General features: G+C 60.3%; 8 protein-coding genes. 5 read left to right on the top strand and 3 right to left on the bottom strand.

From position 1 onward, the window contains the following. Positions 1-210 precede the first annotated feature (210 nt). The gene (locus VD17_RS23305; protein WP_046055859.1) at positions 211-1,341 is read right to left on the bottom strand and encodes a DmpA family aminopeptidase; all 1,131 of its coding nucleotides are present in this window, start codon (positions 1,339-1,341) and stop codon (positions 211-213) included. A 158-nt stretch (positions 1,342-1,499) separates the two neighbouring features. Continuing rightward, positions 1,500-2,603, bottom strand: coding sequence for an extracellular solute-binding protein (locus VD17_RS23300; RefSeq protein WP_046055858.1), 1,104 nt, complete (start codon positions 2,601-2,603; stop codon positions 1,500-1,502). A gap of 111 nt (positions 2,604-2,714) precedes the next feature. Here VD17_RS23300 and VD17_RS23295 point away from each other — a divergent pair, with 111 nt between their 5' ends. Next, positions 2,715-3,488: a helix-turn-helix transcriptional regulator gene (locus VD17_RS23295; RefSeq protein WP_046055857.1), complete on the top strand. Its 774-nt coding sequence runs from the start codon at positions 2,715-2,717 to the stop codon at positions 3,486-3,488. A gap of 97 nt (positions 3,489-3,585) precedes the next feature. Here the strand turns inward: VD17_RS23295 and VD17_RS23290 are convergent, their stop codons facing one another. Continuing rightward, the gene (locus VD17_RS23290) at positions 3,586-4,524 is read right to left on the bottom strand and encodes a class I SAM-dependent methyltransferase (protein WP_046055856.1); all 939 of its coding nucleotides are present in this window, start codon (positions 4,522-4,524) and stop codon (positions 3,586-3,588) included. A gap of 200 nt (positions 4,525-4,724) precedes the next feature. Here VD17_RS23290 and VD17_RS23285 point away from each other — a divergent pair, with 200 nt between their 5' ends. The 4 genes from VD17_RS23285 (at position 4,725) to fae (ending at position 7,370) form a co-directional block, all read left to right on the top strand. After that, complete coding sequence (locus VD17_RS23285; RefSeq protein ID WP_046055855.1) at positions 4,725-5,345, top strand: cytochrome b/b6 domain-containing protein; 621 nt, start codon at positions 4,725-4,727, stop codon at positions 5,343-5,345. Further along, complete coding sequence (locus VD17_RS23280; protein ID WP_046055854.1) at positions 5,342-6,127, top strand: molybdopterin-dependent oxidoreductase; 786 nt, start codon at positions 5,342-5,344, stop codon at positions 6,125-6,127. The genes VD17_RS23285 and VD17_RS23280 overlap by 4 nt, the downstream gene beginning before the upstream one ends. 71 nt (positions 6,128-6,198) lie before the next feature. Continuing rightward, positions 6,199-6,495, top strand: coding sequence for a pentapeptide MXKDX repeat protein (locus tag VD17_RS23275; RefSeq protein WP_046055853.1), 297 nt, complete (start codon positions 6,199-6,201; stop codon positions 6,493-6,495). A gap of 362 nt (positions 6,496-6,857) precedes the next feature. Beyond that, on the top strand, positions 6,858-7,370 hold the full coding sequence (gene fae, locus VD17_RS23270) for a formaldehyde-activating enzyme (protein WP_008043405.1): 513 nt from the start codon (positions 6,858-6,860) through the stop codon (positions 7,368-7,370). The last annotated feature ends 8 nt before the right edge of the window (positions 7,371-7,378 follow it).

Raw genomic sequence — 7,378 nt, 5'->3', positions numbered from 1 at the left:
GGCCGTCCCCTATGCCGATGTCTGGAATTCGTACAGATAAAAAAGAGCCTCAAAGCTCTTTGATGGGGAGGAAGAAGAGCCCTCGAGGCTCAAGATGCGCATGAAACAAGTGGTGAGCTTGTTGGGGGTTCAGTTCACTCACCACTTACGCAGCGGCTTGAGCAAACAAGCGGCTGCGTAGAATTATCGTAGAAAGTTGGGGGTTGGCACTCAAGTACCGCTAGTCGAATCACCCGGCCAGCCCGCCCGACGCAAGGCGTTGAGCAGCGTTCCGGCATCCAGTCCCGGCACCGCATGGCCATTGCCTTCGGCGGTGTCGGAGGCCAGCAAGGCGTTGATGATCGCTTCTTCTACGGCTTCGGTGGCGGCCAGGAACAACTCGCTGATGTGGTCGTTGTTGACCATGCTCAGGTTGTCGGTGGTCGGCGCACGCTTGCTCTCGTAAGCGGCCGGCGGCACGTGCTGGTTGCCGGTGGCGAAGGCGATGAAGATGTCTCCGCTGTGGTCTTCATTGCCGCCGCCGGTACGGGCAAGACCGAGGCTGGCGCGCTGCGCGAGGCGCGTGCACTGGTGCGGCAGCAACGGCGCATCGGTGGCCAGGCAGACGACGATCGAGCCCATGCCTGGATGCGGCAACGACGCTTTGAGGAACGGAGAATCGGCCTGCTCCATGTAGCGCCCGACCGGATAACCATCGACACGTAGTTCGTTGCGGATGCCATGGTTGGCCTGGACGATGGCGCCGACGGTCCAGCCGCCCTCAGCACTGCTCAGACGTCGCGAAGCGGTGCCGATACCGCCCTTGAATTCGTGGCAGATCATGCCGCTGCCACCGCCGACGGCGCCTTCAATGACTGGGCCACCCACCGCCGTGCGCAAGGCTTCGGCCACATGTTCGACCTTCACATGGAAACCGTTGATGTCGTTGAGCAGACCGTCGAAGGTCTCCAGCACCACCGGCATGTTCCAGTAGAGTCGCCCGTCATCGGGCTGGTTCTGGCGATCCAGTGTCACCAGCGCATCGCGCACCACACCCAGGCTGTGGGTGTTGGTGAAGGCGATCGGACTGGTCAACAGTCCGGCTTCGCGAATCCATTCAAGGCCGGTCGCGTCGCCGTTGCCGTTGAGCACGTGGACGCCGGCAAAGCACGGTTGCAGGCTGGTAGAGCCGGCACGCGGCTCGATCACGGTGACGCCGGTCAGGATGTCGCGGCCGTTGGCGGTGCGTCCTCGCACATTGCTATGGCCGACCCGTACGCCGGGCACGTCGGTGATGGCGTTGAGCGGGCCGGGTTGCAGTTGGCCGAACTGGATGTTCAGGTCGCGGGCACGTGGTTTCATTGTTTCTCTCATCTCGTGGCAGAAAAAGTGGGCTAGGTTGGGCGCGGAACCTGTGGGAGCGAGCTTGCTCGCGATAGCGTTGGGTCAGTCGCCATCAGTGTTAAATGGGATGGCCTGATCGCGAGCAAGCTCGCTCCCACAGGTGTTTCACATCAGGCTTACTGACCGTTTTTGACTTTGCTCCAGATCCGCGTGCGCACGCGCTCGGTGGCGGGCGGCAGAGGCTGGAGGGTGAATAATGTGGCCATGGCTTCAGCTGACGGATACACGGCCGGGTTGTTGCGGGTCGCTTCGGCCACCAGTGGCGTCGCGCTGCGGTTGCCGTTGGGGTAGGAGAGGTGATCGCTGACCGGGGCGATGACGTCGGGGCGCATCAGGTAGTCGATGAAGGCCAAACCCTGCTCCGGATGTGGCGCGTCCTTGAGCAACACCAGGGTGTCGAACCACACCGGCGCGCCTTCTTTTGGCAGGCTGTAGGCGATCTTCACGCCATTGTTCGCCTGCTCGGCATTGGTCTTGGCTTCCAGCATCGCGCCGGACCAGCCCACCGCCACGCAGATGTTGCCGTTGGCCAGGTCGCTGATGAACTTGGACGAGTTGAAGTAGGCGATATGCGGACGCAGCTTGAGCAGCAGTGCTTCAGCCTTTTTGTAGTCCTCGGGGTTGGTGCTGTTGGGTGGCAGGCCGAGGTAGTGCAGGGCGACCGGCAACATCTCGGCTGGCGAGTCGAGCATGGCCACGCCGCACTGGCCGAGTTTGGCCAGGTTTTCTTCCTTGAACACCAGGTCCCAGGAATCCACCGGCGCCTTGTCGCCCAGCGCGGCGCGGACTTTGTCGATGTTGTAGCCGATGCCGTTAGTGCCCCACAGATATGGCACGGCGTACTGGTTGCCCGGGTCGTTGTTGGCCAGTTTCGCCAACAGATCGGCATCCATGTTTTTGAAGTCAGGCATCTGAGCGTGGGGCAGAGGCGCAAGGGCGCCGGCCTTGATCAGGGTCGGCAGGCTGAAGTTGCTGGCCACCACCACATCGTATCCGCTGCGGCTGGTGAGCAATTTGCCTTCCAGTACTTCGGCGCTGTCGAAGGTGTCGTAGACCGGCGCGATCCCGGTGTCACGCTTGAAATCCTGCAGGGTTGTGGGACCAATGTAGTCATACCAGTTGTAGACGTGCACCGTCGGGCCGTCGGCGGCAACCGCCGATAGCGAGACCGACAAACAGGCGCCCAGTCCGAGATTGATATGCGAGCGGTGACGACTCATGATGCGGCACTCCTGGCCTGCTGCAGGCCGGTGATGATCAGGTGCTTGCAGCGTATCGGCAGGGAGTGGACTCACCCATTCCCATCATGGGTTACTCGAAAGGGGTAGGGCGTGGACGCGTTGTTGAAAGAGTTACCGGTGCACCAGGGGCTGGCGCGGGTATTTGCTGCCGTGGGGCAGGACGGGTTCTGGCGTGCGCTGGTCGACACGCTGCGGCTGCTGGTACCGATGGATAACGCGTTGGTCGCAGTAATGCGGGCCGGGCGGGTGCCGCGCCTGCTGATCGACTTCGACTCAAAGGGCGGTGCTGCCGAGCAAGAAGAACTGGCGGACTACAGCGCCGGCATGTACCTGCTCGATCCGTTTTATCAGGCCGCCTGTGCCGGCATTGCTGACGGTTTGCACAGCCTCGAATCAGTGGCCCCCGACCAGTTCCAGCAGAGCGAGTACTACCTGAGCTACTTCCGCACCGTGGTGGGCGGCGACGAGTTGCAGTTCATGGTCAACATCGATGGCGCCGTGCTCGGTTTGTCGTTGGGGCGCTCGACGCGATTCACGCTTGAGGAACAGGGCCGCCTGCTTTGCGTGCGCGATTGGGTGCTGGCGGCGATGCGCCGTCACCTGCAATTGATGCCCCCGGAAGGACCGGCAACCGAGGCGGTGGCCGGGGATCTGGCGACCCTGCTGGATCGCTTCGACGCGCGTCTGTCAGTGCGGGAAATCGAAACGGCGCGCCTGATTCTTCAGGGCTTCTCAAGCAAGGCCATCGCCCAGCAGATGGGCATTTCCCCGGAGACGGTGAAGGTTCACCGGCGCAATCTCTATCACAAGCTCAATGTGAATGGGCATGGTGAGTTGTTTGCGTTGGTGTTGCAGCCGCGTTGAGATCAAGATCAACAGATCGCAGGCTTCGCCAGCTCCTACGTTGGGATGGCGTACACCCTGTAGGAGCTGGCGAAGCCTGCGATCTTTTGATTTTCAGCTAACCCAGCCTGAACACCAGCGCTTTCAACCCGCATTCAACATCGGCATCGGGAAACTCCGGCGGGTTGTCCAGCCGTTGCTCGAAACGCAGGCTCGGTGCTTCGCGGGTGACGCCGTCGATGAGGAAGTCCGCACCGAACGCCGGATCGTTCATGCACGCCAGCACCGTGCCCTGGGGGCTGAGCAATTCCGGCAGTCGGCGCAGCACGCGCTGGTAGTCCTTGGTCAGCAGAAAGCTGCCTTTCTGAAAGGATGGTGGGTCGATGATCACCAGGTCATAAGGGCCCTTGCCGATCACCTTGCCCCAGGATTTGAACAGGTCATGACCGAGGAACGTCACCTTGCTCAGGTCGTGGCCGTTGAGCCGGTGATTGTCGCGACCACGGCTCAGGGCCGGGCTGGACATGTCCAGATTGACCACGTGCGTCGCTCCCCCTTCGATGGCCGCTACCGAGAATCCGCAGGTGTAGGCGAACAGGTTCAGCACGCGCTTGCCTTGGGCATTGGCCCGCACCCAGTCGCGGCCGTAACGCATGTCGAGGAACAGGCCGGTGTTCTGCTTGCGGCCCAGGTCCACCCGGTAATGCAGGCCGCCCTCGGTGATCGTCATCTCGTCGATCGCGTCCCCCACCAGCCACTCGGTGGTGCTTTGCAGCAGGTAGCGATGTTGCAGCAGGAGCGTGTGCGCGCCGGATTGCGTCCACGCAGGCGAGTGCGTGACGTCCATCAGCTTGTGTTTCAACGCTTCCAGCTGCGACGCGTCGGGTTCCTTGAACAGCGACACCAGCACCACGCCCTGCAACCAGTCGACAGTCAATTGCTCCAGCCCCGGCCAGCACCGGCCACGGCCGTGGAACAGCCGGCGGGTTTCTGCGGGGGCAGTTGCCAGGGCCGTCAGTAAATGGTCGTGGAGGGTGGAGAGGGCGTCTGAGTTCATCGGGCAACGTCGGCAATTTGGAGGGGCGGCATTTTAACCACAATTGAGCCAAGGGCGGACCACGCAAAAAACTGTGGGAGCAAGCTCGCTCCCACAGGTTATTGGGGAGAGTTATCACGTTTTATTTAACTTTACGTGAGGATTTGGGGATCTGTCGGCTCGCATAATCGGCTCCAACGATCAACCGCCGGGAGCCCATCATGTCGCAGTTACCTGCTTCACCCACGGTCAGCAGCCATCCCCGCTGGCTACGGCTGACCCATTGGCTGAACGCCTTGGCGGTGTTGGTCATGGTCACCAGCGGTTGGCGAATCTATAACGCGTCTCCGCTTTATGACTTCAGTTTTCCCAAGGAAATCACGTTGGGTGGCTGGCTCGGCGGCGCATTGCAATGGCATTTCGCGGCGATGTGGTTTCTGGCCGTCAACGGTCTTGTCTATCTGATCATCAACCTTGTCAGTGGTCGTCTGAAACGGCGCTTTTTCCCGGTTTCGCCTAAAGGTGTCTTGCATGACTTGTGGGCGGCGTTGAGAGGACGACTGGGGCATGCCGACCTGAGTCATTACAACCAGGTGCAACGGGTGGCGTACCTGTTCGTGATGGTCGACATCACGATGCTGGTGATTTCCGGGCTGGTGTTGTGGAAGTCCGTCCAGTTTCCGCTGTTGCGTGAACTGCTGGGTGGTTACGAAGGCGCACGGCACGTGCATTTCATCGCGATGTCGCTGTTGGTGGCCTTTGTCGCGGTTCATCTGGTGATGGTCGCGCTGGTTCCCAAAACGTTGTGGGCCATGATTGTCGGTCGCAAGGAGGTCGTATGAAAAAGCGCATTCAAAGCTCAGGGCTGGACGAATCGTCCATCCTGACAGATGCCAGAAAGATCCTCGCACCACAGATCGAGGACCGCTCACGACGCTCGTTCCTGATGCGCAGCCTGACCCTCGGCGGCGTGGCCATGTTGTCCGGCTGCAACCTCACCGACAACGAAAGCGTCGAAACCGCGTTGTTCTCGATGTCCCGCTTCAACGACAGGGTGCAGGGCTGGCTGTTCAATCCCAATAACCTGGCACCGACCTATCCCGAGTCAATGATCACCCGGCCGTTTCCGTTCAATGCCTTCTACGGCATCGACGAGGCGCCGACGGTGGAGGAAGAGAGCTATCGACTGGAAGTGACCGGCATGGTCGCCGACAAGCGCAGCTGGCGGCTCGAAGAGCTGCGGGCCATGGCGCAGACCGAACAGATTACCCGACACATTTGCGTCGAAGGCTGGAGCGCCATTGGCCGCTGGGGCGGCGTGCGGTTCAGCGACTTCCTGAAGCGTGTCGGTGCCGACACGGATGCCAAATTTGTCGGCTTCAAATGCGCGGACGACTACTACACCAGCATCGACATGGCCACCGCACTGCATTCGCAAACCTTGTTGACGCTGACCTATGACGGCGCGGTGCTGCCTCGCCAGTACGGCTTCCCGATGAAGCTGCGCATGCCCACCAAGCTGGGCTACAAGAATCCCAAACATATTCAGGCGATTTTCGTCACCAACACCTATCCGGGTGGCTACTGGGAAGACCAGGGCTACAACTGGTTCGGTGGCAGCTGATGGCGCCTGGCCACTTCACTGCGCAGCGTCCGCTGCGCTCATTCGCAACCTGTGCTTCAAGGAGTTTAATCATGAAAAAGTTAGCGACCACCGTACTGTCCATGTGCCTGGCTTTTGGCGTCGCCAGCGTGTTTGCCGCCGATGCAACAATCAATAACAGCATGAGCAACGACAGCATGAGCAAGGATTCAATGTCCAAGGATTCCATGAGCAAGGACACGATGAAAAAGGACGCCATGTCCAAGGATTCCATGAGCAAGGACGCGATGAAGAAAGACGCGATGTCCAAGGACTCCATGAGCAAGGACGGAATGAAGAAGGACGCGATGTCCAAGGACACCATGAAAAAAGACGCCCCGTCGTATTGAGCATAAACAACCCAATCCTTGTGGGAGCGAGCTTGCTCGCGATGAGGCCATGGCAGTCGGCATCAATGTTGACTGACCCATTGCTATCGTCGGAACGCCGCCCGGAGCAAGCTCGCTCCCACAGGTTGCACAGGGGTATGACTTGAAGTCATGCCCTCATGACTTTTAATGGTTACAGCCCCGCAAACCCCCGGTGTTAAAAAATCGCAAACACAGCTCATCAACAACATAAAAGAGCGTTTGCACCCATGACTCATCCTCACTGCCACGTCCTGCGCTCTTCAATCCCCGACCATTGCCACGCAACCGCTACGGTCCGCGTGCGTTTCTGATCACCCAAAATCCCTGAAGAGTAACGACTCATGAAAGAACTCGACCTGTACATCGGTGAAGGCTTCGAAGGCCCGGGCGTGAATGCCGCGCACATCAACATTCTGATCGGTCCGCGCAACGGCCCGGCAGGGCAGGCGTTTGCCAATAGCCTGGCGTCGCCAAGCCAAGGGCATTGCCCGTTCATGGTGATCGCCCAGCCGAACATTCCGGTCAAGCCAATGACCCTTTACGTGAACAAAGCCGCCATCAGCAGTGATCTGCACGGCAACGCCACGTGGGGCGCGTCGCAGGCCGGGATCGCCAAGGCTGTGCTTGAAGCGCTGCTGGACGGTACCTTGCCGCCGGAAGCTGAAGACGAGTGGGCCATCGTGACCGCGAACTGGGTCAACCCGGCCTGCGACGACCTGGATGCGGTCTACCTGAACAACTACAACGCCTGCCGCACGGCGATTCGTGCAGCGCTGACCGGCAAGCCGGAAACGGCGCAACTGGCGGATGTGGTCAATCACATCAGCAATCCTTTCTACACGCCAAAAGCCTGAGGTCCGCG

Source organism: Pseudomonas fluorescens (assembly GCF_000968015.1).
Lineage (GTDB): Bacteria > Pseudomonadota > Gammaproteobacteria > Pseudomonadales > Pseudomonadaceae > Aquipseudomonas > Aquipseudomonas fluorescens_W.
The sequence above is the reverse complement of the archived record's forward strand: the minus strand, read 5'-3'. Positions and strand labels throughout refer to the sequence as shown.

Bases quoted from the DNA above. Each gene is read 5' to 3' on its own strand.
- VD17_RS23305 (WP_046055859.1), bottom strand. From the start codon at position 1,341: ATGAAACCACGTGCCCGCGACCTGAACATCCAGTTCGGCCAACTGCAA.
- VD17_RS23300 (WP_046055858.1), bottom strand. From the start codon at position 2,603: ATGAGTCGTCACCGCTCGCATATCAATCTCGGACTGGGCGCCTGTTTG.
- VD17_RS23290 (WP_046055856.1), bottom strand. From the start codon at position 4,524: ATGAACTCAGACGCCCTCTCCACCCTCCACGACCATTTACTGACGGCC.
- VD17_RS23285 (WP_046055855.1), top strand. From the start codon at position 4,725: ATGTCGCAGTTACCTGCTTCACCCACGGTCAGCAGCCATCCCCGCTGG.
- VD17_RS23280 (WP_046055854.1), top strand. From the start codon at position 5,342: ATGAAAAAGCGCATTCAAAGCTCAGGGCTGGACGAATCGTCCATCCTG.
- VD17_RS23275 (WP_046055853.1), top strand. From the start codon at position 6,199: ATGAAAAAGTTAGCGACCACCGTACTGTCCATGTGCCTGGCTTTTGGC.
- fae (WP_008043405.1), top strand. From the start codon at position 6,858: ATGAAAGAACTCGACCTGTACATCGGTGAAGGCTTCGAAGGCCCGGGC.